The organism is Cognatazoarcus halotolerans, assembly GCF_009800965.1.
Lineage (GTDB): Bacteria > Pseudomonadota > Gammaproteobacteria > Burkholderiales > Rhodocyclaceae > Cognatazoarcus > Cognatazoarcus halotolerans.
In genome coordinates, this window is record NZ_WUAF01000002.1 from 340,217 (window position 1) to 359,451 (window position 19,235).

24 protein-coding genes and 1 pseudogene are annotated in these 19,235 nt (G+C 60.1%); 13 read left to right on the forward strand and 12 right to left on the reverse strand.

Annotated elements, in window-relative coordinates; genetic code table 11:
- Nucleotides 1–64 precede the first annotated feature (64 nt).
- Nucleotides 65–892, reverse strand: coding sequence for a cytochrome C assembly family protein (locus tag GQB03_RS04515; RefSeq protein ID WP_159684957.1), 828 nt, complete (start codon nt 890–892; stop codon nt 65–67).
- A gap of 40 nt (nt 893–932) precedes the next feature.
- Between GQB03_RS04515 and ffh the strand changes: the two genes are divergently transcribed.
- Both ffh and GQB03_RS04525 read left to right on the forward strand, forming a co-directional pair.
- Nucleotides 933–2,288 (forward strand): signal recognition particle protein, encoded by a 1,356-nt coding sequence (gene ffh, locus GQB03_RS04520; protein ID WP_159685312.1) that lies wholly within the window; start codon nt 933–935, stop codon nt 2,286–2,288.
- Nucleotides 2,285–3,085 (forward strand): ferritin-like domain-containing protein, encoded by an 801-nt coding sequence (locus tag GQB03_RS04525; protein WP_235026943.1) that lies wholly within the window; start codon nt 2,285–2,287, stop codon nt 3,083–3,085. Before ffh ends, GQB03_RS04525 begins: the two co-directional genes overlap by 4 nt.
- Nucleotides 3,086–3,156: 71 nt before the next feature.
- Here GQB03_RS04525 and GQB03_RS04530 read toward each other — a convergent pair whose 3' ends face one another.
- Complete coding sequence (locus GQB03_RS04530) at nt 3,157–3,795, reverse strand: c-type cytochrome (RefSeq protein WP_159684960.1); 639 nt, start codon at nt 3,793–3,795, stop codon at nt 3,157–3,159.
- Nucleotides 3,796–3,942: 147 nt separating this feature from the next.
- Between GQB03_RS04530 and yihA the strand changes: the two genes are divergently transcribed.
- The 3 genes from yihA to GQB03_RS23530 all read left to right on the forward strand — a co-directional run bounded on the left by yihA (nt 3,943) and on the right by GQB03_RS23530 (nt 6,340).
- Nucleotides 3,943–4,599: a ribosome biogenesis GTP-binding protein YihA/YsxC gene (gene yihA / locus GQB03_RS04535; protein WP_159684963.1), complete on the forward strand. Its 657-nt coding sequence runs from the start codon at nt 3,943–3,945 to the stop codon at nt 4,597–4,599.
- Nucleotides 4,600–4,769: 170 nt separating this feature from the next.
- Nucleotides 4,770–5,783 carry a porphobilinogen synthase gene (hemB, locus tag GQB03_RS04540; protein WP_159684966.1) on the forward strand — a complete coding sequence of 338 codons (1,014 nt, stop codon included), beginning with the start codon at nt 4,770–4,772 and terminating at the stop codon, nt 5,781–5,783.
- Entirely contained in the window at nt 5,780–6,340 is a 561-nt protein-coding gene (locus tag GQB03_RS23530; RefSeq protein WP_407644528.1) for a GNAT family N-acetyltransferase, read from the forward strand. Before hemB ends, GQB03_RS23530 begins: the two co-directional genes overlap by 4 nt.
- Here GQB03_RS23530 and GQB03_RS04550 read toward each other — a convergent pair.
- From GQB03_RS04550 to bioB, 3 genes are read right to left on the reverse strand one after another with little or no spacing between them, the layout of a single operon-like run.
- Nucleotides 6,275–6,970 (reverse strand): pyrimidine 5'-nucleotidase, encoded by a 696-nt coding sequence (locus GQB03_RS04550; RefSeq protein ID WP_159684972.1) that lies wholly within the window; start codon nt 6,968–6,970, stop codon nt 6,275–6,277. The two genes, GQB03_RS23530 and GQB03_RS04550, sit on opposite strands and share 66 nt — an antisense overlap.
- The gene (locus GQB03_RS04555) at nt 6,967–7,872 is read right to left on the reverse strand and encodes a methyltransferase domain-containing protein (RefSeq protein ID WP_159684975.1); all 906 of its coding nucleotides are present in this window, start codon (nt 7,870–7,872) and stop codon (nt 6,967–6,969) included. Before GQB03_RS04555 ends, GQB03_RS04550 begins: the two co-directional genes overlap by 4 nt.
- Entirely contained in the window at nt 7,873–8,859 is a 987-nt protein-coding gene (gene bioB, locus GQB03_RS04560) for a biotin synthase BioB (protein ID WP_159684978.1), read from the reverse strand. It abuts the gene before it with no gap.
- Nucleotides 8,860–8,974: 115 nt separating this feature from the next.
- Here bioB and GQB03_RS23470 point away from each other — a divergent pair.
- The 3 genes and pseudogenes from GQB03_RS23470 to GQB03_RS04570 all read left to right on the forward strand — a co-directional run.
- Nucleotides 8,975–9,124 (forward strand): annotated as a pseudogene (locus GQB03_RS23470) (double zinc ribbon domain-containing protein); the annotation flags it as partial.
- A gap of 42 nt (nt 9,125–9,166) precedes the next feature.
- Nucleotides 9,167–9,646, forward strand: a complete 480-nt coding sequence (locus GQB03_RS04565) for a ComF family protein (RefSeq protein ID WP_235026951.1) — start codon at nt 9,167–9,169, stop codon at nt 9,644–9,646.
- A gap of 33 nt (nt 9,647–9,679) precedes the next feature.
- A complete protein-coding gene (locus GQB03_RS04570) occupies nt 9,680–10,150 on the forward strand; it encodes a tRNA (cytidine(34)-2'-O)-methyltransferase (protein ID WP_159684984.1) in 471 nt (156 codons plus the stop codon).
- 28 nt (nt 10,151–10,178) lie between these two features.
- On the opposite strand, the gene GQB03_RS04575 is transcribed toward GQB03_RS04570, so the two are convergent.
- The 6 genes from GQB03_RS04575 to GQB03_RS04600 are packed head-to-tail and all read right to left on the reverse strand — an operon-like array spanning nt 10,179 to nt 13,152.
- Nucleotides 10,179–11,162 (reverse strand): NAD(P)H-dependent glycerol-3-phosphate dehydrogenase, encoded by a 984-nt coding sequence (locus GQB03_RS04575; RefSeq protein ID WP_159684987.1) that lies wholly within the window; start codon nt 11,160–11,162, stop codon nt 10,179–10,181.
- A 10-nt stretch (nt 11,163–11,172) separates the two neighbouring features.
- Nucleotides 11,173–11,634: an SH3 domain-containing protein gene (locus GQB03_RS04580; RefSeq protein WP_159684990.1), complete on the reverse strand. Its 462-nt coding sequence runs from the start codon at nt 11,632–11,634 to the stop codon at nt 11,173–11,175.
- Complete coding sequence (gene secB / locus GQB03_RS04585) at nt 11,634–12,083, reverse strand: protein-export chaperone SecB (protein ID WP_159684993.1); 450 nt, start codon at nt 12,081–12,083, stop codon at nt 11,634–11,636. Before secB ends, GQB03_RS04580 begins: the two co-directional genes overlap by 1 nt.
- Before the next feature lie 43 nt (nt 12,084–12,126).
- Entirely contained in the window at nt 12,127–12,396 is a 270-nt protein-coding gene (gene grxC / locus GQB03_RS04590) for a glutaredoxin 3 (protein ID WP_200832103.1), read from the reverse strand.
- 2 nt (nt 12,397–12,398) lie between these two features.
- Nucleotides 12,399–12,809, reverse strand: coding sequence for a rhodanese-like domain-containing protein (locus tag GQB03_RS04595; protein ID WP_159684996.1), 411 nt, complete (start codon nt 12,807–12,809; stop codon nt 12,399–12,401).
- 13 nt (nt 12,810–12,822) lie between these two features.
- Entirely contained in the window at nt 12,823–13,152 is a 330-nt protein-coding gene (locus tag GQB03_RS04600) for an ArsR/SmtB family transcription factor (protein WP_159685325.1), read from the reverse strand.
- Between the two features lie 124 nt (nt 13,153–13,276).
- Between GQB03_RS04600 and gpmA the strand changes: the two genes are divergently transcribed.
- Genes gpmA through GQB03_RS04625 form a run of 5 tightly spaced genes read left to right on the forward strand, consistent with a single transcriptional unit; the run spans nt 13,277 to nt 18,122 of the window.
- Complete coding sequence (gpmA, locus tag GQB03_RS04605) at nt 13,277–14,023, forward strand: 2,3-diphosphoglycerate-dependent phosphoglycerate mutase (protein WP_159684998.1); 747 nt, start codon at nt 13,277–13,279, stop codon at nt 14,021–14,023.
- Complete coding sequence (locus GQB03_RS04610; protein WP_159685001.1) at nt 13,980–15,404, forward strand: murein hydrolase activator EnvC family protein; 1,425 nt, start codon at nt 13,980–13,982, stop codon at nt 15,402–15,404. Before gpmA ends, GQB03_RS04610 begins: the two co-directional genes overlap by 44 nt.
- Before the next feature lie 52 nt (nt 15,405–15,456).
- Nucleotides 15,457–16,830 (forward strand): S41 family peptidase, encoded by a 1,374-nt coding sequence (locus GQB03_RS04615; RefSeq protein WP_159685004.1) that lies wholly within the window; start codon nt 15,457–15,459, stop codon nt 16,828–16,830.
- Between the two features lie 23 nt (nt 16,831–16,853).
- On the forward strand, nt 16,854–17,309 hold the full coding sequence (locus GQB03_RS04620; protein ID WP_159685007.1) for a hypothetical protein: 456 nt from the start codon (nt 16,854–16,856) through the stop codon (nt 17,307–17,309).
- Nucleotides 17,310–17,369: 60 nt separating this feature from the next.
- Nucleotides 17,370–18,122 (forward strand): HesA/MoeB/ThiF family protein, encoded by a 753-nt coding sequence (locus GQB03_RS04625; protein ID WP_159685010.1) that lies wholly within the window; start codon nt 17,370–17,372, stop codon nt 18,120–18,122.
- Nucleotides 18,123–18,129: 7 nt separating this feature from the next.
- Here the strand turns inward: GQB03_RS04625 and ribD are convergent, their stop codons facing one another.
- The gene (gene ribD, locus GQB03_RS04630) at nt 18,130–19,191 is read right to left on the reverse strand and encodes a bifunctional diaminohydroxyphosphoribosylaminopyrimidine deaminase/5-amino-6-(5-phosphoribosylamino)uracil reductase RibD (protein WP_159685013.1); all 1,062 of its coding nucleotides are present in this window, start codon (nt 19,189–19,191) and stop codon (nt 18,130–18,132) included.
- Between the last annotated feature and the right edge of the window lie 44 nt (nt 19,192–19,235).

Genomic DNA, 19,235 nt, shown 5'->3' on the forward strand with positions numbered 1-19,235 from the left:
GGCCGCGGGGAGAGTTGGAAACCGCTCCGAGTATTAAGGCGCCGGCAAGGCATGTCAATGTGCGCTACACCGCGCGGTGCAGCACAACGTCCATCACGAATCGGCTTCCGACGTATGCCAGCAGCAGCACTGCGAAGCCAACAAGCGTCCAGCGCTGGGCGAGTTTTCCGCGCCATCCCCAGATCTGGCGGCCGGCGAGGAGCGTTCCGAAGATAACCCACGAGATGATCGCGAAAACCGTCTTGTGATCGAGTATGAAGGCTCGGCCGAATAGGTCCTCGGAGAACATGATGCCGGATAGCAAGGTCAGGGTCAGCAGCACGAAGGCGATGCTGATGAGTCGGAACAAGAGGGTCTCCATCGTCAGCAGCGGCGGCAGGTTGGCCAGCGCCTTGCTCAGGCGGGCGCTGTGCAGCTGTCTTTCGGCGACGGACATCAGCAGTGCGTGAAGTGCCGCCAGCGTGAACAGGCTGTAGGCCAGCATCGCGACCACAAAATGGGCTCGGAACACAGGAGAATCAGCATTGGGCAGCTGGTGCTGTATGGGAAACAGTCCGGGCAGCAGCGAGCAGATCGAAGCGGCGGGCATCGCCAGCGTCTGGAGCCCGTCGAGTCTCGCATAGAGGTTCTCGATCCAATAGAAAAGCACTGCCAGCCAAACCATCAACGACATCGCGATGCTGAACCCGAAGCGCATCCCCCCGGCGGCGAAGAGTTCGCGGTGAAGGAGCAGCCCGTGTGCCGCGAGGGCCAACAGCAGAGCCCCTCGCTCCCAGCCGCTCAACCCGCGACGTTTGGCAAGCGTTGCCTCATGCCAGCGGGAGCGCCAGAAATGGACGCCTAGCGCGGCATACATGGAGGCGGGAAGCAGATGGAGTAAAATGCTTGGCATTCTCGAAGTTTACCCCAACGCCTCTGTTTGCGGACCGAACATGCTGGACAATCTCTCTCAACGCCTCTCACGTGTCGTCAAAACCCTGCGGGGGCACGCCCGCCTTACGGAAGACAATATCCAGGAGGCCTTGAGGGAAGTCAGGCTTGCGCTGCTCGAGGCTGACGTCGCGTTACCCGTCGTCAAGGATTTCATCGCGGGCGTCAAGGAAAAGGCCGTTGGCCAGGAGGTCATTTCCTCGCTCACGCCGGGACAGGCACTGGTCGGCGTGGTGCACAAGGAGTTGACCGCGTTGATGGGGGGGGCGCACCAAGGGCTCGATCTTGCCGCCCAGCCCCCTGCGGTCATTCTCATGGCGGGTCTGCAGGGTGCGGGCAAGACGACGACGACGGGCAAGCTCGGAAAGTTGCTGCGCGAGCGCATGAAGAAGAAGGTGCTGGCGGTTTCCACCGACGTCTATCGGCCCGCCGCGATCGCGCAGTTGCAAACTGTGGCCGGACAGGCGGGAATCGAGTTTTTCCCCTCTGACGTGGCTCAGAAGCCGCTGGATATTGCCAAAGCGGCGCTGGATTACGCGCGTCGTCATTACTTCGATGTGTTGCTGGTCGACACGGCGGGCCGACTTGCCATCGACGAAATCATGATGGCCGAGATCAAGGACTTGCACGCCGGCATCAAGCCGATCGAGACCTTGTTCGTGGTCGATGCAATGTTGGGTCAGGACGCGGTCAATACGGCGCGGGCCTTCAACGAGGCGCTGCCGCTGACCGGGGTCGTGCTGACCAAGCTGGATGGCGATGCGCGTGGCGGCGCAGCCCTCTCGGTTCGCCAGGTGACGGGTAAGCCACTCAAGTTTGCGGGTGTGGGCGAGAAACTGAGTGGCCTGGAGGAATTCCATCCCGAACGGATGGCTTCGCGGATTCTGGGGATGGGCGACATCCTCGGTCTTGTCGAGGAGGCTCGGCGTGGCGTCGACGAGGAAAAGGCCAAGGCGTTTGCGCAGAAGCTCAAGTCCGGCAAGGGATTCGACCTCAACGATTTCAAGGAACAGATCGGGCAGATGCGCAAGATGGGGGGCATGTCAGCGCTCATGGACAAGCTTCCTGCCCAGTTTGCACAGGCTGCGGGGCAGTTGCAGGGCGGCATGGAAGAGAAGACGGTAGGACGGATCGAAGGCATCATCAATTCGATGACGCCTGCCGAGCGAAGCAAGCCCGAACTCTTGAAGGCTTCGCGAAAGCGCCGTATCGCTGCGGGTGCCGGTGTTTCGGTTCAGGAGGTCAATCGTCTTCTGAATCAGTTTGAGCAGACTCAAAAGATGATGAAACAGTTTTCGAAAGGCGGCATGCAGAAGATGATGCGAAGCATGAAGGGCATGCTGCCCGGTCTGCGTTGATCGATACGGTTTCCCTGCGCGCGCTTGAGGCGCTGCTGTGCCGTTGCTCTGACGAAAAAGTCCGGTTGGCCAAGTCTTTGCAAGATGATGTACAGGCTGGCCGCGTGGCATTTCGGCATGATGATGATCCGTTGACTGTGTGCGAAGCGGGTCGTCCCGAGTTGCCGTTGCTGGTTGCTGCGCAGGAAGTGCCACGGCGCCGGGTGGGTAGTCGCGAAGGGCATGCGGCTTTGCTGCACGCAATAGCGCATATCGAGTTCAATGCGATCAATCTCGCTCTCGATTGCGTCTATCGTTTTGCTTCGCTCCCCGACGATTTCTACACCGGCTGGGTCGGGGTGGCAGCCGAAGAGGCTTATCACTTCGACCTGGTTCGTAATCGGCTCCGTGCTCTCGGTTTCGATTACGGGAGCTTCCCTGCACACAACGGGTTGTGGGAGATGGCCGTCAAGACTGCGGCCGATCCACTTGCGCGCATGGCGCTTGTCCCACGCGTCCTCGAGGCGCGCGGCCTCGATGCGACTCCGCTGATCATCGAGAAATTGCGCAGCATAGGGGACTTTGAGTCGGTGGCCATCCTGGATATCATCCTGCGGGACGAGGTTGGCCATGTGGCACTCGGGGATTACTGGTTTCGCCTCTTTTGCGGATTGGCGGGGCTGGACCCCGAGCCGACCTATCTAAGACTCATCGATCAATTCGACGCACCGTGGCCACATCCGCCATTACACGAAGCTGCGCGTTTACTGGCGGGGTTCAGTCCCGCCGAGATCGAGCGCCTGTCGCGCATGCGCTGAATTCCAGCTCCCGAATGCAAAAAGGGCGGATCGTTCCGCCCTTTTGGATTGTGATAATCGGATCTTTCCGCTTAGCGCAGGCCGGCAGCGTAATCGGAAACTGCCTTGATCTCCGGATCGGTCATCTTGATCGCGATCATGCGCATCATCTTGGCCGGATCGTTCGCGCGCTCGCCGGAACGGAAAAGTTTGAGCTGAGCTTCGATATATTCGGCAAACTGGCCAGAAAGACGCGGGTACTGGACGGGCAGGCCCGCGCCGGCGGGGCCGTGACATCCTGCACAGGCTGGCAGGCCCTTGCTGGCATCTCCTGCGCGCCAGAGTTGCTGGCCGAGGACAATCGTATCGTTGTTCTTGGCCGATTCAGGTTTCAGCTGCTGGCTGGCAAAGTATGCCGCCATGGCTTTCTTGTCTTCATCAGTGCTGAGCATGGCGACCATACCATTCATGACTGCGTTGACCCGTTCAGGGGCCTTGCCATCCACAGAACTGAAATTGCTCAACTGCTTGTAGAGGTATTCGGGATGCTGCCCGGCAAGTTTTGGATTGGCCGAAAGCTGGCTGTTGCCATCCGCGCTGTGACAACCTGCGCATACCGTTTCAGCAATCTGTTTGGCCTTTGCCAGATCGGGTTGGGACCCGGTTTCTGCCTGAACCTGGATGCTGCCGGTGGCAAGCAACAGCGAGAGCAGCAGGGAACGCTTGATCATGGTGTCCTCGGAAGCCGTGAGTGGAATTTTCAAACCTGATATTCTATACCAGTGCCCGGGGGATGCGCGACCGGATTATGAAGCGCGGCATTCAAACACGCCCCCCGAACCACTTTGCGCCATTTTTCGGCGTCGTGAAGACCTCCAATGTCCCTGTTCAAGAACGCCAGTTTCGAGATTTCCATTGCAAAACCGGGGGGGCTGCCACCTCCGATCGGCGCCGAAATCGCCTTCGCGGGCCGGTCGAATGCCGGAAAATCAAGCGCAATCAATACGCTGACCGATCACAACCGTCTTGCGTTCGTGTCGAAAACCCCGGGGCGTACCCAGCTGATCAATTTTTTCAGGTTGCAGTGTGGCGCAGCACTCGTCGATCTACCAGGCTACGGCTATGCCGAAGTCCCGGAGAAGGTCCGCCTCCAGTGGCAAGCCCTGCTCGAGCGCTATCTGCGGACACGGGAAAATCTGATCGGTCTTGTCGTGATCATGGACAGTCGACATCCTTTGAAGCCGCTGGATCGACAAATGCTTGACTGGTTTGCGCCCACCGGAAGGCCGATGCACATCCTGCTGACCAAGAGCGACAAGCTTTCAAGGGGAGAGGCACAAAAGACACTGCTCGAAGTTCGGCGAGAACTCGCTGCCCGCGGTGGGCAAGTGACAGTACAGCTTTTCTCGAGCCTCAAGAAACAAGGCATGGAAGAGGTGGAGCAAACCGTCTCCGGCTGGTTGGCGAGCCAGCCATTCAGCGAGACTGAAATCGCTCCGGGCGAGACAAATGAGAAAAAACATACCCCCGGCTAAAGGGGAAAAACGCCGGGGGTTGAAACTGCCTCAATTGGTAAAGGCACCCGCTCAGGGAGGTAAAGCGGGAGACGGCTCAGCACCATCTGCCTGATCGGATCAAGGCGCTTGTGGAAAGTTCCCGGGACAATCTGTAACCCCATGTTAAACACCAAGGATGCGAGATCTGTATGAGACCCACTCCAGGTTTCCCTTCGGCGCGGATGCGCCGTATGCGGCGTGATGATTTCTCCCGACGCTTGATGCGGGAGAACAGGCTTTCGGTCGACGACCTGATCTACCCTGTATTTGTCGTCGACGGAACCAACGTCGTACAGTCGGTAGCGTCGATGCCCGGAGTCAATCGCTACTCGCTTGATCGTCTGATGCACGTGGCCGAAGAGGTCGTGTCGCTCGGAGTGCCTGCGTTGGCACTTTTCCCCGTGGTCGGGCAGGACAGAAAGTCCGAGCTGGCCGAGGAGGCTTACAATCCGGATGGCTTGGTGCCGCGGGTGTTGCAGGCGCTCAAGGCGCGTTTCCCTGAGCTTGGCCTCATTACCGATGTTGCTCTGGATCCTTACACGAGTCATGGGCAGGACGGATTGATCGACCCGGCAGATCCACGTGGCTATGTGCTCAATGACGAGACGCTTGAGGTGCTTGCAAAACAGGCGCTGTGTCATGCGCAGGCCGGTGCCGATGTGGTTGCCCCGTCGGACATGATGGACGGGCGCATCGCCCGGATTCGTGCAGAGCTGGATGGTGACAAGCGGATACATACACGGATTCTTGCCTACTCGGCGAAGTATGCCTCCAGCTTTTACGGGCCTTTCAGGGATGCAGTGGGCTCCGCAGCGAACCTTGGCAGAGGTAACAAGCATACCTATCAGATGGATCCGGCCAACGCCGACGAAGCGGTCCGCGAAGTAGCCCTGGACATCGCCGAAGGAGCGGACATGTTCATGGTCAAGCCCGGTATGCCCTATCTGGACATCGTGCGTCGGATTAAATCCGAACTGCAGGTGCCAACTTACGCTTATCAGGTGAGTGGCGAGTACGCGATGCTCAAGGCCGCGGCGCTGAACGGCTGGCTTGCGGAGGAGGCCTGCATGCTCGAGGCTTTGCTGAGCTTCAAGCGGGCGGGTGCGGACGGCATCCTGACTTACTTTGCGCTCGACGCCGCGCGTGCGCTCAGGCAGGCATGAGTGTTTGCTGCGAGCCAGGCCTGACGGCTGTGCAGAATGAGGTGGCCGTCCGCGCTATTCGTCCCGATGATCTGCCCGCCGTGATTCAAGTCCAGCGGCGAGCGTACGACGATGCGCTGCAGGAGGCCGTCGAGGTTTTCCGAGCCAAGCTTCGGCTCGCTCCGGACTCTGCATGGCTGGCGGAGCATGACGGTCGCACGATTGCCTATCTGTTCGCCCACCCGTGGGCCGGTTACACGCCCCCTGCCTTGAATCTGCCGCTCGCGGCGCTTCCACCCGAAACTGACTGTGCTTACCTCCATGATCTTGCCGTTCGGCCAGAGGCGCGTGGGAGCGGCGTCGCGCTCTTGTTGATCGACCGCTTCGAACGCTGGGCCAAGGAGCGAGGATTCGAGCGTTCGATGCTGGTTGCGGTCGGAAGTGCAGAGAGGTTCTGGGCCCGTATCGGATTTGAGCGGACGCTTGGTGCCACAGCGTTCCGAGAGAAACGTTCAGACTACGGTGCGGGTGCGGTGTGCATGCACAGAGGGGCCGGTTTCGTGCGGCCGCAGCCGTGATGCTGCACGGCGCAGCTCGAGAACGCTCCCCAGCGTGAGATCGACATAGGGCAGGCGTCGCAGGCTTCGGCTGATCCACACGGTGCGCATTCCCAAGCGTTTTGCGGTGCGAAGGTTTACTGCGCTGTCCTCGACCATGATGCATTGCGATGCCCGCAGATCATGATCCCGCAGCAGATATCGGTAGGCCTCGATCCGAGGCTTCGGTTGCAGGCGCATGTCCTCGATCCCGAAGACATCGTCGAAGAACCTGCGTATTCCAATGATTCTCAGGACCGACTCTGCATAGTCCCGAGGCCCGTTCGAAAAGACCAGCTTTCGTCCCGGCAGGCGCCGTAACATTGCCTTGACGGCGTTGTTGAAGACCAGCATTCGCTCGAGCGCGTCGAAACGATGGGTTTCGCTGAGGAAATGGCCTGGATTGGTGCCGTGGTGGCGCATGAGGCCCAGCAAGGTCGCGCCATAGCGATGCCAGTAGCGAGTGCGAAGCCCGTCGGCATCCTCGCGCGTGAGGCCGAGATGCGTTTCCAGGTAGGCCGTCATGCTGCGATTTATGTGCGGAAAGATATGTGGGCTGGCATCGTGGAGGGTATTGTCGAGGTCGAACAGCCAGACCGGGCGGGTCGTCATGAAAGCTTCCCCTGCTTATCGTCGCGTGGCCTGAACTGAATCACCGAGCGGCCGTCGGCAGTGGTCTTGGGCGGAATCTTCCAGGCGTGGCCGAAGACGACTTCGAAAGTCGCCGGCAGCCGGCCTTCGCATCTCATTGCTTCATAGCGTTGGCGTACCTCGCGCCAGATTCCGCGGCCCGTCAGTCCCTTCGGGCGGTTTCGTGCCGCCGATGTGGTGCCGCCGAGGCGAAGGTCGCGCAGCAGGTCGTCGAGGTCGGCATAGGTGAGCGTGATCATCTGCATGTCCATGACCGGATCACCGAATCCTGCCTTGACGAGCACGTCGCCGATGTCATGCATGTCGATGAAGCGGTGGACCCGGTTCTGTTCCGTTTCGGGGAAGCTGGATCGTAGTTCCTTGAGGGTGTCGGGCCCGAGCGTGGAGAACATGACCATGCCGCCCACTTCGAGCACGCGTCCCAGCTCCTTGAGCCCGGGGAGCGGATCGTCCAGCCAGTTGAACATCAGATTCGACCACACCATCGATGCCGTACCCGAGGCAAGCGGCAGGCGTTCGACGTCAGCGCAGGCCAGCAGCGCTCCGTTTGCTCGCGCAAACGGATTGATTCTTGCCAGCAACCCGCGTGCGGGTCTGGCACGCAGAATCGCGGGTAACGCGGCGTCGATGCCGAAGATCTCGGCTGTTGGATAGCGGCGGGCGAGCTCGGCAAGGTCCATGCCGGTACCGCATCCGGCGTCGATGATTCGGCGCGGCTCGATCCGGATGTAATCGAGCCGTTCCGCCATGCGTGACGAGACTTCCCGGCTCAGCACCGATACCGAGTCGACGGTAGCCGCATGGCGGGAGAAGTTACGGCGGACCGCCCGGCGATCTATTTCGAAGTCGGCAGGCTGGTTCATTCAGATGGCTTTGATCCCCAGGCGGGCGAACAGGGCTTCGTCGCCGCCTGCATCCGGATTGTCGGTGGTGAGCAGCCGTTCGCCATAGAAAATCGAATTTGCTCCGGCAAGGAAGCAAAGAGCCTGCATCTCGTCGCTCATCTGCTGACGTCCGGCCGAGAGGCGAACATAGCTCTTCGGCATGGTGATCCGGGCGACGGCGATGGTACGGACGAAATCGAGCGGATCAATGCCCTCGACATCCGCCAAAGGGGTGCCTTCGATCGCAACCAGATTGTTGATCGGCACCGAGTCCGGCGGGGGCGTCATATTGGCCAGTTCGGCGACCAATGCTGCGCGGCTCTTCTGACCTTCACCCATGCCGATAATTCCTCCGCAGCAGACGTTCACGCCTGCATTCCGAACCTTGTCGAGTGTATCGAGGCGATCCTGCAGGGTGTGTGTGGTGATGACCTTGCCGTAGTGCTCGGGCGCAGTGTCGATGTTGTGATTGTAGTAATCCAGGCCTGCATCCTTGAGTCTTTCGGCCTGCCCGTCCTTGAGCATGCCGAGCGTTACGCAGGTTTCGAGGCCAAGTTTCTTCACTTCACGGACCATTTCCAGCACTGGCTCGAGATCGCTGTCTTTGGGGCCTCGCCACGCGGCGCCCATGCAAAAACGCGATGCGCCCTTTGCCTTGGCTGCCCGCGCATTTTCCAGCACCTCGTCAAGGGGGAGCAGGCGTTGTCGCTCGAGACCGGTATCGTAGCGCGCAGATTGTGAGCAATAGCCGCAATCCTCGGAGCAGCCGCCCGTCTTTATGGACAAAAGGGTCGAGCGCTGCACCGCATTGGGGTCGAAGTGTTCGCGATGAACCTGCTGGGCGCGGAACACCAGGTCATTGAAGGGCAGGGCAAAGAGTGCCTCGATGTCCTCGACCGGCCAGCACTGTACAGGTGTTTGTCGGGGGCGGAGTGTGGTGAGGGGAATGGTGGCGTGAGATGTCATTGTGCTATTTTTCCGTTCTTCTGTAATTCAAAATTACAGATGGTCGTTGATCGATGCTTTGACTGTCAAATGCTGATGGAGCCCATTCCCCTTGAGTGCCCGCCTGATTGACGCGTTGGTCGACTTCCTGCTGCCGCAGCCATGCTTTCTATGCGGCGCCAACAGTGCTGGGGGACCACTATGCAAGGCCTGCGCAGTGCTGCTGCCCGAGCCCGGTCCGTACCGCTGTAGGCGCTGTGCGCTCCCGACGTTCGGTACGCTGACTTGCGGGCGATGCATTTCCAGGCCACCGGCCTTCGATGCAAGCGTGTCGGCGTTCGAGTACCGGTTTCCCGTTTCCGACATGATCCGGCGTTTGAAGTATCACGGCGATATCTATCTGGCGAAGCAACTGGGGCGAATGCTGGTGGATGTTGCAAGCGTCGGCAGCGTCGATGTGATCGTACCGATGCCGCTGCACCGCAGGCGCTTGGGGGAACGTGGTTTTAACCAGGCGCTTGAGTTGGCGCGCCCGTTGGCGCGGGCCTCCGGCCTGCCGATGCTCGTCGACGCCGTCGTTCGAGAGCGGGATACGTCACCGCAGGCCGGCCTCTCTCCGGCGGTGCGGAAACGGAACCTGCGTGGCGCCTTCGGTTGCACTCGGTCGTTTGCCGGATTATCCGTATTGGTGGTGGACGATGTCATGACGACCGGGGCTACCGCCGAGGAGTTCGCCCGCACGCTCAGGAGCGCCGGCGCCCGCCGCGTGGAAAATCTGATCCTTGCGAGAACCCTACCGGGGCGTTGAGTCCTTGTGCTTGAGCGGGCAGAATGGCCCCCCATGTTTCACGTCATCCTTTTTCAGCCCGAGATTCCACCCAACACGGGGAACGCGATTCGCCTCTGCGCGAATACCGGCGCCCACCTTCATTTGGTGAAGCCTTTGGGCTTCAGTCTCGACGATCGACATCTTGCCCGTGCGGGGCTGGATTACCATGATCTTGCCCGGGTCTCCATTCATGAAGACTGGGCTGCATGCAAGGCCGCACTTGGCGACGCAAGGCTCTTCGCACTGAGTTCGCATGCTTCCCGGCGTTATGATCTACAGGCGTTCCGGTCGGGTGATGCGTTCCTGTTTGGTCGTGAAACCGCGGGGTTGCCTGGTGCAGTGCTGGAAGATGTGGCGCCTTCGATGCGCTTGAAGTTGCCCATGTGCCCGGCGAATCGCAGCCTCAACCTCTCGAACAGTGTAGCTGTGGTGGTCTACGAGGCGTGGCGGCAGTGTGGTTTCGCGGGGAGCGCGAAAATCTGACACGGTGCATTGCCGGCTGCGGGAGGAGTCACTCGTGCTTGGGGTCGCGAGCGAGCAATTGCTCCACCACCTGGCGCGGATCGGCACCGTCGTGCAGCAGGGTATCCACCGCTTCGCAGATTGGCATTTCCACCCCGGTTCGTCTGCCGAGCAAGGCGACTTCGCGCGCCGTACTGACGCCCTCGGCCACATGACCGAGATCGGTCAGGATCTGGTTGAGCGACTTGCCTTGGGCGAGAGACAGTCCGACGCGACGATTACGCGACAGATCGCCGGTACAGGTGAGAATCAGGTCGCCCATCCCCGCGAGGCCCATGAAGGTTTCCTGGCGACCGCCGAGCCTTACTCCCAGGCGTGATATCTCGGCCAGCCCGCGGGTAAGCAGGGCCGCACGGGCGTTCAATCCGAAGCCCATTCCATCCGAGACGCCTGCCGCGATAGCGATGACGTTCTTCACCGCGCCGCCGACCTCTGCGCCCACAATGTCGGTGTTGGCATAAAGGCGCAGGATCGGCTGATGCAACGCGGCGACCCAGTGTTCGGCGAATACTGCATCGGCCGAGGCAAGGGTGACTGCCGTGGGGAGACCTCTGGCAACTTCGAGCGCAAAGCTCGGGCCGGTCAACACTCCGTGCGGGGCATCGTTACCAAGCTCCTCGCGAACGATCTCGTGAGGCAGCTTGCCGGTACCCTTTTCAAGGCCCTTGCATGCCCACAAGAGCGGCGTGCCCGGGCACAGGCTCCGAAGTCGGCGGGTCGCATCACGAAGCCCCGAAAGCGGTGTGACAACAAGATGCAGATCGGCGTCATGCGCCGTCTCATCAAACGATGACGAAACGGTCAGCGATGCCGGGAATGTGATCTCGGGCAGATAACGGCGATTCTCACGGTGCGCCCCCATCTCGCCGATCTCGCGTGCATTTCGACCCCAGAGGACGACCTGATGCACATGCGAAAAGGAAACGGCAAGTGCCGTTCCCCACGCGCCGGCACCAAAAATACCAATCCTCATGGTCCGTCCCTCAGACGCCCCAGACTTGGCTGACGTGAACATATCCGGTCGCTCCGTCCCGGTGTTTCACCTTTATCCAGCCGCTTCGGAGGACTTCAACAATGTCGAGAACGACGTCGCGAACAGCCTCGAATTCCGTCGCGGCCTTGTCATCCGGGGCCTTGCGTATTGCGGCCCGTTCTGCGGTGATCTGAACGGTGCGCTTCTCGGTGAGAGCTTTGCGCTCTATCCAGCTGATCGTGCCTGCGGAGTCGCGCACCTTGCACCACTTGTCGAGGGATACGATCAGCTCTACCGGGGTTCCACTCGCAATCACAAAAAGCCGTTTTCCCTGAACCGAAGGCGAGTCGAAGAGGATGGCCGGAGTCGAGACGGAGCGATAGTCGACTGCATGCGTCGGTGGCGCCACGCAAGCGAGCGCTACCGTCAGCAGTGCTGAGCTGACGGCGTGGAGCTTGAAACGAGCGTGCATTATTGGGCCGTTTCGCTCCCGGCCTGTTGCTTCTGAGCTTGGAAGAGCGCTTCGAAGTTGACCGGGGCCAGCAGAACCGGCTGAAAACCAGACCGTGTCACCGCATCGGAGACGACTTCCCGCGCGTACGGGAACAGGATGTTCGCGCAGCCGATCATCATGATCGGCTCGATATCGTCGGCGGGCACGTTGCGAATCTGGAAGATTCCCCCCTGGGCGACTTCGACCAGGAAAACGGTGCGGTCTTCGGGGAGCTTGGCGGCAACAGTGACCGTCAGGACGACTTCGTAGATGCCCTCGTCGATTTGATTGCCCGACGTATTGAGTTGGACATTGATCTGCGGTGTTTCACGCTCGAGGAAGATCTGTGGTGCGTTCGGCACCTCCAGGGAAAGATCCTTTACGTAGAGCTTCTCGATCGTGAATACGGGCTGAGTGTTTTCGGTCATCTGAATGCCTGGTGGTTTATGGTTTGTGTTGTCGGGTGTTGCGTCAGGTATTGTCGCCATGAAGCAGCCGGTCGAGTTCGCCGGTGCGGTCGAGCGCAAACAGATCGTCGCAGCCGCCAACGTGGCGAGCGCCGATGAAAATCTGGGGAACGGTACGTCGCCCGCTGCGCGTCATCATCTCGTCCCGCCTTGAAGGTTCGATATCAACGCGGATCTTCTCGAAATCCGAGACGCCCTTGCTGTGCAGAAGGCTTTCGGCCCGGATGCAATACGGGCAGGTGCCTGTCGCGTACATGACAATTTTCGCAGGCATGGTCACTTCCTCTTGCGACTTACCGGCTGTCCTGCCTGCTGCCAAGCCTGCATGCCGCCACTGAGGTTATACACCTGCTCGATCCCAGCCTTCTGCAAAGTGGCACATGCGGCAGACGATCTGGCCCCCGACGCGCAGCACACGATTACCGGTTTTCCCGATTTGGCGATTTCGGCTGCACGACGCTCCAGGTCACCTAACGGAATGTTCCTGGCGTTCGGAATGTGGCCGCTGCCGAACTCGTCGGCGGTCCGGACATCCACGATTATGGCGTCTTCACGGTTGATCTTGAGCGTCGCTTCGACTGCGTTCAGTGCGTTCGTGCCGCCGCCGCGCAACATCGAAAAAAGAAGCATGCCGCCGCTTGCTGCGGCCAAGGCTGCCCATTGCCAGTTCTGCTGGAGAAACTCCAATTTCCAACTCCGTCTATTGCTGTTCTGGGGGGACGCCGCAGAATACCTCGCGCATCATGACGATCAGCTGCAAGGTGCGCTGATCCCCGACGCGATAATAAACGCGGTTTGCGTCCTTGCGAGTAAGCAACACACCCTTGTCGCGAAGGATTGCCAAGTGTTGCGAAATGTTGCTCTGGGAGGTGCCGACTGCCTCGACGATTTCCTGGACGCAGGCCTCGGCGTCACCGATCACGCAAAGAATCTTGAGACGCAGAGGATGCGATATCGCCTTCAGCGCCCGGGCAGCTACCTCTATCTGCTCTTTCTTGTCGATGAGGTCAATGATTGCGTGAGTCAAGATTTAGTGGTCGTATCGAATTTTCGGATTGCGATAAAATACCACCTTTCGCCGGAGCGCGTGTCGGGCTGAGGCTCGAATCGATGGCCTGCCGGATCCCGATTTCACTCAATCATCAGTAACCATCATGTACAAGATCGTTCTATTGCGTCACGGCGAGTCAATCTGGAACAAGGAAAACCGGTTTACCGGATGGACGGATGTCGATTTGACGGAACAGGGCACGAATGAAGCCCACGCAGCCGGTCGCCTGCTACGGGCTGAGGGCTTTACTTTCGATCAGGCCTTTACCTCTGTTCTGAAACGTGCCAACAAGACGCTCAATATCGTCCTCGAAGAACTGGACTCACTGTGGTTGCCGGTAAGCCACTCGTGGCGCCTGAACGAGAGGCACTATGGTGCGCTGCAGGGCCTCAACAAGGCGGAGACGGCCGCCAAGTATGGCGATGAGCAGGTCTTGATCTGGCGCCGCTCGTATGACACGCCGCCGCCGGCGCTTGAGGATGGGGACGAGCGGATTGCCGCTGATGATCCCCGCTATGCGGAGCTGCCTTCGGCACGTTTCCCGCGGACCGAATGCCTGAAGGATACGGTTGCGCGCGTGGTGCCCTACTGGGAAACGGTGATCGTGCCACAGATACTCGCCGGCCAGCGATTGTTGATCGCTGCACATGGAAATAGCCTACGTGCATTGATCAAGTATCTCGATGGTGTTTCCGACGAAGCAATCGTGGGCCTGAACATTCCGACGGCGCAGCCGCTCGTGTATGAATTCGACGCTGCATTACGACCCATTCGCAGCTACTACCTGGCGGACGAGGATACCATTCGTGCCGCTCAGGCTGCCGTGGCGAGCCAGGGCAAAGCAAGGTAATTTGCCTGATTACGTAACCGTGACGCGTTTCGCGACGTGCTATCGGCATGGCGCATCGATACTTCTGGCGTTGGTCGCATGTCTGGTGCCACCTCCGCACGGAGGTCGCGCCGCCTTGGCTGCGCCTCAGATTGGCGAGACCCGTTCGGATCTTCAGGATGTCCAGAAGCGTATCCGCGAGCTGCAGAAGGACATCGAAGACACCGAGGAGTCGCGAAGCGAGGCGGCAGATGCCTTGGCAAGCACCGGAAAGGCGATTACGGCGTCCGGGCGGAAACTCCGGCAGATGGTTGCCGATCGGGCTTCCGTCGAGGCGGAATTGCTTTCGCTGGAAAAACGTAGCGTGGAGTTGAGGGAGCGTATCGATGGCCGGCATGAACGGCTTGCCCGCTGGCTCCGGCAGCATTACCGGGAAGGGGCAGACGGCAGGCTCGCCCGCCTTCTTGCGGAGAGTGATCCGAGTCAGGTCGCGAGAAACGGGGAGTATCTGCGTCATCTCGGTAAGGCGAATCTGGCATTGATTGAAGTTCAGCGCAGGGATCTGGGCGATCAGGAAAAACTTGCTGAGTCGATCCGTGCCCGTAGGGACCGGCTTGCTGCGTTGGCGCAGAATGAGAAACAACAGCAGGCAGAGCTTACCAGGGCGCGGGCCGAGCACGCATCGAAACTTGCAACACTCGATTCCCGGCTGCGCGCCCAACGGACTGAGGTAAGCACGCTCAAGCAGGACGAGCGTCGAATGGAACGGCTGATTGAGGGGCTTGAGCGAATGGCGCGCGAACAGCTGGCGCGTCGTCGCGCCGAGCTCGAACGCAAGCGCCGCGAGGCACGGATCGCTGAGGCGGAGGCTGCGGCACGTGCCGCGCAAAGTGGCGTGAAGCAGCGCGAGGAACGGTCCGTGACCGGGCGATCACGTCCGGTAACTGCTGAGCCCGTTGTGGGGCGTACCGATCAAGTGTCCGGTCCGGCACCTGCGGGAATACCCTTCGATCGTCTGAAGGGCAGGCTCAAGGCACCTCTGAGCGGCGAATTGATCGGGCGTTTCGGTGAGCAAAGGGCAAACGGCGGGACCACCTGGAAAGGAGTGTTCATCCGCGCCGGCGCGGGATCGCAAGTCCGGGCGGTAGCGGCAGGTGAAGTCGTTTTTGCGGACTGGTTGCGGGGTTTTGGTAACCTCATCATCATCGATCACGGTGATGGGTATCTTTCCATCTACGGGAACAACGAGCAGCTATTGCGATCAACCGGCCAAGGTGTTACCGGCGGCGATGCAATTGCCAGCGTGGGGACTGGCGGAAGTAGTGATGAATCGGGTTTATACTTTGAAATTCGACATCGCGGCCAGCCGGTGGATCCCCTGAAGTGGGTGCGGCTCAGATAGTCGCGAGAATTCGTGCCGACTCGAAACGGGCGGCAACTCCAACGGAGCGTTCATGGGTAGCAAGCTGCAACAGGCGGGTCTGGTTTTCACGGGATTGTGTGCTGGTGTTCTCATCAGCCTGAATTTTTCGGCAAACGCGGATCGGCCGGCGCAGGTGGCTTTGCCGGTCGAGGAACTGCGCGCTTTCGCTGATGTATTCAACGCGATCAAGCAGGGCTATGTCGAGCCGGTGGAGGACAAGAAGCTGATTACCAATGCGATCAGCGGAATGCTCTCTGGTCTTGATCCTCATTCGGCCTATCTAGATGCGGATGCGTTCAAGGAGTTGCAGGTCGGAACCCAAGGGCAGTTTGGCGGGCTGGGGATCGAAGTCGGCATGGAAGATGGCTTCGTCAAGGTCATTTCGCCGATCGAGGACACGCCAGCATTTCGCGCAGGCATCAAGGCAGGCGATCTGATCGTCAAGCTCGACGACACGCCCGTGAAGGGACTGACTCTGGGCGACGCGGTCAAGCGTATGCGCGGCAAGCCAAATACCAAAATTACGCTGACTATTGCCCGAAAAGGCGAGGCGAAGCCGCTGATCGTGGTCCTCAGCCGCGAAGTCATCAAGGTCCAGAGCGTAAAGTCGAAACTGGTCGAACCGGGCTACGGATATGTACGTGTCGTCCAGTTCCAGGAGGCCACAACCAGCTATCTGGTCCAGCACCTCCAGAAGCTCTACAAGGAAGGGGCCCTCAAGGGGCTCGTGCTCGATCTGCGGAACGATCCGGGAGGCCTTTTGCATGGAGCCGTTGGCGTATCGGCAGCCTTCCTTCCGCCGAACCAACTCGTGGTCTCGACGGATGGGCGTACCGAGGACGCCAAGCGCCGCTACCTTGCATCGCCGGACGACTATCTGCGGGGTACTCGCACCGATGTTCTGCACGATCTCCCCGATGGGGTCAAGGATGTGCCGATGGTTGTGCTGGTGAACGGTGGTTCCGCATCGGCGTCCGAGATCGTCGCGGGTGCCTTGCAGGATCATAAGCGGGCCGTGATCATGGGAACGTCAACGTTTGGCAAAGGTTCGGTTCAGACCATTCTGCCGCTCAATAACAGCACCGCGATCAAGCTCACGACCGCTCGTTATTACACGCCCAGTGGCCGGTCGATCCAGGCCAAGGGCATCGAGCCGGACATCGTCGTAGCGGAAACGCCGGATGGTCCGGCACCGGACCGGATTCGGGAGGCCGATCTCGTTGGTCACCTTACCAACGACAAGGATGCGGAGGCGGGTGCCACCAAGTCACCGGATGTCGAGTCCAAGCATGACGATGCGGACGCACCGGCTGCGCGCTTTGAGTTTGCGGGTCCTGATGACCGTCAGCTGTCGCAGGCCATAAGTCTTCTCAAGGGTCTTCAGATCATCCAGAATAAACACTGAGTTGTATCGGAGGCGGGAGCATCATGCGGCGGGAAACGGCCTACAAGCTTGCGGGACGACGGCACGATCAGCATCACGGTGTCGTTGTGTCTGGATTGCAGAAAGAGCGTGAAATCCGCTTCCGCCCCTTGCCTCCGAATCAGGTTGAGCAGGCGGCACTGGCACTGCGCGCGCTGCGCGGTCTTGCCGTGCGTCCCGGTACCCGGCCACGTTCTCTGCTCGTATCCTATTCGATCCTTGATTATTCACTGGAGTTGATCGAGCAGGCCCTGACTGATGCCGGCTTCCATCTCGATAATGCCTTGTATGTCAAGCTCGTGCGTTCCCTCGTCTATTACGTGGAAAGCACACAGCGACATAATCTGAGCTCCCCCGAGCGATTGATCAAGAAGTCGAACGAGGTGTATGTGAAGGTCTATGATCAGCACCCGCACGGCGATCACGATGAAACACCGCAAGAATTGCGCGAATACAAATAAGAGTCCTGTCGGGGGATTGAGCCCTGCCTCGGCGTCTCTTTCGACCGGACTGCATCATCGATGACGGATCAGGAACTGCTGCGCTACAGCAGGCACATACTGTTGCCGGAAATCGATATCGAGGGGCAGCAGGCAATCCTGGATTCTCGCGTATTGGTCCTTGGCGCCGGGGGCTTGGGCTCGCCTGCGGCAATGTATCTCGCAGCTGCCGGGGTCGGTACGATCGTGCTTTGCGACGGCGACATCGTTGACCTTACCAACCTGCAGCGTCAGATACTGCATGTCGAAGAATCGGTTGGCGTTGCCAAAGTGATCTCGGGGGCACGGAGCCTCACGCAGCTCAACCCTCATGTAAAGGTCGAGAGCCTTGGCGTTCGACTCGAGGGGAGTGCGCTTGAAGAGCAGGTTGCATCCGCAGACGTGGTGCTGGACTGCAGCGACAACTTTGCCACGCGTCATGCCGTGAATCGTGCCTGCGTGAGGTATCGCAAGCCCCTCGTGTCCGGTGCAGCCATCCGCTTTGATGGTCAACTGGCCGTGTTCGATGCGCGCAGGGCGGATAGCCCCTGTTATCACTGCCTCTTTCCGGAAGGAGAGGATGTCGAGGAAGTACGCTGCGCGGTGATGGGCGTGTTTGCGCCGCTGACGGGAATCATCGGCACCAGCCAGGCTGCGGAAGCACTCAAGCTCGTGGGTGGTTTCGGTGAGGCGGCAGTGGGGCGGTTGCTGCTGCTCGATGGTCTGGCGATGGAATGGCGAAGCATTCGACTTGCACGCGATCCCGACTGCGCGGTTTGCGGCGGTGAGCGCTGAGCTTCGATCAACTCCGCCAGCGCGCGACGATGCGGAGATCTTCACCTATCTGCCGAATGTCGTGGAAATTCAGTTTTTGACGCGCTTCAAGTGAGTCGATCTCCGGAAGGTTGAACGCCCCCAAACCGTCCGGGCCGAGCAAGGACGGCGCCAGATAAAGCACGAGTTCATCGACACAAGCCTCGCCGACGAGTGATCCGTTTAGCCCGAAGCCGGCTTCCACGAGTAGTTCGTTGATGCCGCGATCGGCAAGCAGGTGCATGAGCGCCGGAAGGTCTACCTTCCCCTGAGGGTTGGGTAGCTCGACAATTTCTGCCCCCCGGGCTTCAAGCCGATTGCGACGCCCCGGCTCGGCGCTGGCACAAGCTATCAGGGCACATTGTCCTTCGAGGATTCTGGCCTCGGGAGGGGTTTCCAGCCTGGCGTCAACCACGACTCTCAGCGGCTGTCGAATTGTATCGATCGCACGCACAGTGAGTTGGGGGTCGTCGTCTCTGACAGTGCCGATGCCGGTCATGATCGCACAACTCCTGGCCCGCCAGCGGTGGCCGTCTCTGCGCGCATCGGGACCCGTGATCCACTGGCTGATGCCGTTTGCGAGTGCGGTGCGACCATCAAGGCTGGTGGCTGCCTTAAGCCGTACCCAGGGGCGATTGCGCGTCATTCGCGAAACGAAACCGATATTCAGTTCGTGTGCCGATTCTTCGAGCAATCCGCATGTGACGTTGATGCCCGCCTGGCGGAGCCGCTCAAGGCCCCTACCGGATACCTTCGGGTTTGGATCACGCATTGCGCTGATTACGCGGAGGACCCCGGCCGCAACGAGTGCATCGGCGCAGGGCGGCGTACGTCCGTGGTGGGCGCACGGCTCAAGGGTGACATAAGCGGTCGCGCCTCGCGCCCGCTCGCCGGCTGCCGCGAGCGCATGCACTTCGGCGTGAGCTTCTCCTGCGCGATGATGCCATCCCTCACCCACGATCTGACCATCGCGAACGATGACGCAGCCGACTCGCGGGTTGGGCGAGGTCGTCAGCAGACCCCGCTCGGCCAGACGCAGGGCCCGGGCCATGAAAGCGTGATCAGCGGCGGAGAAATCCGGCATCGTTTGTATGG

Bases quoted from the DNA above. Each gene is read 5' to 3' on its own strand.
- GQB03_RS04575 (WP_159684987.1), bottom strand. From the start codon at position 11,162: ATGAGGATTGGTATTTTTGGTGCCGGCGCGTGGGGAACGGCACTTGCC.
- secB (WP_159684993.1), bottom strand. From the start codon at position 12,083: ATGACCGAAAACACTCAGCCCGTATTCACGATCGAGAAGCTCTACGTA.
- GQB03_RS04625 (WP_159685010.1), top strand. From the start codon at position 17,370: ATGACGGATCAGGAACTGCTGCGCTACAGCAGGCACATACTGTTGCCG.
- ribD (WP_159685013.1), bottom strand. From the start codon at position 19,191: ATGGCCCGGGCCCTGCGTCTGGCCGAGCGGGGTCTGCTGACGACCTCG.
- bioB (WP_159684978.1), bottom strand. From the start codon at position 8,859: ATGACATCTCACGCCACCATTCCCCTCACCACACTCCGCCCCCGACAA.
- GQB03_RS23530 (WP_407644528.1), top strand. From the start codon at position 5,780: ATGAGTGTTTGCTGCGAGCCAGGCCTGACGGCTGTGCAGAATGAGGTG.
- grxC (WP_200832103.1), bottom strand. From the start codon at position 12,396: ATGCCTGCGAAAATTGTCATGTACGCGACAGGCACCTGCCCGTATTGC.
- yihA (WP_159684963.1), top strand. From the start codon at position 3,943: ATGTCCCTGTTCAAGAACGCCAGTTTCGAGATTTCCATTGCAAAACCG.
- GQB03_RS04515 (WP_159684957.1), bottom strand. From the start codon at position 892: ATGCCAAGCATTTTACTCCATCTGCTTCCCGCCTCCATGTATGCCGCG.
- GQB03_RS04615 (WP_159685004.1), top strand. From the start codon at position 15,457: ATGGGTAGCAAGCTGCAACAGGCGGGTCTGGTTTTCACGGGATTGTGT.
- hemB (WP_159684966.1), top strand. From the start codon at position 4,770: ATGAGACCCACTCCAGGTTTCCCTTCGGCGCGGATGCGCCGTATGCGG.
- GQB03_RS04550 (WP_159684972.1), bottom strand. From the start codon at position 6,970: ATGACGACCCGCCCGGTCTGGCTGTTCGACCTCGACAATACCCTCCAC.
- ffh (WP_159685312.1), top strand. From the start codon at position 933: ATGCTGGACAATCTCTCTCAACGCCTCTCACGTGTCGTCAAAACCCTG.
- gpmA (WP_159684998.1), top strand. From the start codon at position 13,277: ATGTACAAGATCGTTCTATTGCGTCACGGCGAGTCAATCTGGAACAAG.
- GQB03_RS04580 (WP_159684990.1), bottom strand. From the start codon at position 11,634: ATGCACGCTCGTTTCAAGCTCCACGCCGTCAGCTCAGCACTGCTGACG.
- GQB03_RS04555 (WP_159684975.1), bottom strand. From the start codon at position 7,872: ATGAACCAGCCTGCCGACTTCGAAATAGATCGCCGGGCGGTCCGCCGT.
- GQB03_RS04530 (WP_159684960.1), bottom strand. From the start codon at position 3,795: ATGATCAAGCGTTCCCTGCTGCTCTCGCTGTTGCTTGCCACCGGCAGC.
- GQB03_RS04620 (WP_159685007.1), top strand. From the start codon at position 16,854: ATGCGGCGGGAAACGGCCTACAAGCTTGCGGGACGACGGCACGATCAG.
- GQB03_RS04570 (WP_159684984.1), top strand. From the start codon at position 9,680: ATGTTTCACGTCATCCTTTTTCAGCCCGAGATTCCACCCAACACGGGG.